This is a genomic window from Amycolatopsis sp. TRM77291, from assembly GCF_054166285.1.
This window is the reverse complement of the sequence record NZ_JBSZHF010000014.1, coordinates 1-2,131: the sequence shown is the minus strand read 5'-3', so window position 1 is coordinate 2,131 and position 2,131 is coordinate 1. Positions and strand designations below refer to the sequence as shown.

2 protein-coding genes are annotated in these 2,131 nt (G+C 71.8%); one reads left to right on the top strand and one right to left on the bottom strand.

The window, feature by feature from the left end:
- The coding region (locus ACXIZN_RS43105; protein WP_457960767.1) for a carboxylesterase/lipase family protein at nt 1–1,464 on the bottom strand (1,464 nt) is incomplete at its 3' end.
- A 95-nt stretch (nt 1,465–1,559) separates the two neighbouring features.
- Here ACXIZN_RS43105 and ACXIZN_RS43100 point away from each other — a divergent pair.
- Nucleotides 1,560–2,131, top strand: a 572-nt coding sequence (locus ACXIZN_RS43100) for a TetR/AcrR family transcriptional regulator (RefSeq protein WP_457960766.1), incomplete at its 3' end; no start/stop codon positions are given.

Here is a 2,131-nt window from a genome sequence, read left to right as displayed (position 1 = left end):
GTGGCCTTTCCAGATCTGGCGGGATGCCTGTTCGGGGTAGGGCAGAGTCTTCGATTCGGTGTCCAGGACGCGGGTGAGGTGCTCGCCGGGCCGGTGGGCGGACCAGCCGGCGTCGCCGGTGGTGACGAAGCGGACCCATGCCTCCTGGAGTTCGTGGGAGAGTGCGACGGCTTCGGGAGTGGGCTGCTCGCCGATGAGCTGGGTGCCGACGGGGCTGTCCAGTGTGCCGAACGCCAGGGGTACGTCGAGGCTGTGGCAGGCGCCCAGGATGCCGCCGAGGGCCGGGGCGACCCAGGCCAGTTCGAACAGGTACGAGGTGCCGCCTGCCGCGGCGTTCGCCTCGGCCAGCTTCTGTGACGGCATGCGGAAGAGGGCGTCGGAGTACACCGTCTCCACCAGCTCCTCCGGGCCCGCCTCCGGGAACGCGGCTCGGTAGGCCCGCGTGCCGTCCGGCCGCGGGGCGTGCAGTTCCAGGGCCGCGTGGGCGTCCTCCTCGGTGAAGGTGCCGTACCGTCCGCTCATGACGCTGAAGTACCGGAATTCGTCGCGGGTGTGGCCGACGAGCAGTTCGGTCCCGCTCGCGCGCGCGCCGGTCAGCGCGGGCCAGGGCGTTTCCGGGAGGACCTCGCCGTCGACGACGGGGCACAGCGCGGTGCCGGTCTCCGTGAGGCGTCCCCAGCTCTCCCGGTGCGAGTGGAGGCCGGCGTTGAAGGAGGTGAGCTCGGCGGCCAGGTGCCATGGGTCGATGTCGCGCAGGGCCTCGGCGGTGGGGGCCGCCGCGCCGAGCCGGTCCGCGAACGTGGTGGTGACTTGCCGTGCCAGCGCGGGGGTGCTGTGCAGCCCCGGCACCGAATGGGCGATGGCCCGCCGGAACAGGCCGCGTGCGGACTCCATCGTCAGCAGGGCGGCGACCGAGCCCGCCCCGGCGGACACCCCGCCCACGGTGACCCGGCCGGGGTCGCCTCCGAAGGCGGCGATGTTGCGCTGCACCCACTCCAGTGCCGCGATCTGGTCGAGGAATCCGCGGTTGGGCGGCACGTCGTCGAGGAACGCGAATCCCTCCGCGCCCACGCGGCAGTTGATGGTCACCACGACGACTCCCGCCCCGGCCAGCGCCGCCGGGTCGTACATCGGGTCGCTCGACGCCGCCGAGAGGTAGCCGCCCACGGGGATCCACACCAGCACCGGCAGTCCGGCCGCGCCGGGGTCCGGAGTGCCGACGTTCAGCGTCAGCCAGCCGGTGCCCTGCGGGGGCACGTCGATCGGCAGGGACAGCGGTACCACGGGGCCGAACTCGACCGCCTGTCTCGTTCCCTCCCAGCGGTGCGGCGGCGCGGGCGCGGCGAAGCGGAGCGCTCCGACCGGCGGCTGGGCGTAAGGGATGCCGCGGAACACCGCGTGCCCCTGCCGCCAGAGTCCCTGCACCACGCCTTCCGTGGTCCGTACCTTCGGCTGCTCGGACATGACGACTCCTCCCACGAGTGCACCCCAGGGTTATAGGTCAGGTGTATTATGTCAACTGTATTGGAACGGTCCTGGATGGCGAGGGGAGGCCGGGGATGCCGAAGCAGGTGGATCACCGTGGACGCCGCGAAGCGATCGCCCGCGCGCTGTGGCGGGTGGTGGAGCAGCGCGGCGTCACTCAGCTGACGATGCGCGTGGTGGCGCAGGAGGCGGGCATGTCTCTTGGGCAGTTGCAGCACTACTTCGCTTCCCGGACTGCCATGCTCTCCTTCGCCATGGATTTCGCGTCCGAGCAGACCTCGGTGCGCGTGCGCCAGGGGCTCGAAAAGCTCGGTGTCCGTCCGCACCCCCGTGACGTGCTGCGTCTGACGCTCGCGGAAATGCTCCCCCTGCATGCCGACGCCCGCGCGACCAGCCGGATGAGCGCCGCCTACGTCCTGGAGGCGTTGCACGACGAGGCCGTGCACGAGCAGGCGCGCCGCGGCCTCGTTCAAGGGCGGGCCCTCGTCGAGCGGTTGGTCCGCCAGGCGATCGCCGACGGGCACATCGACTCCGGCCGCGACCCGGCGACGGAGACCAACCTGCTCCTCGCCCTCACCGGCTTCACCTCCCTGATCGAGCTCGACGTGATCGAGCCCCAGGACGCGCTCGCCGCGATCGACGTGCA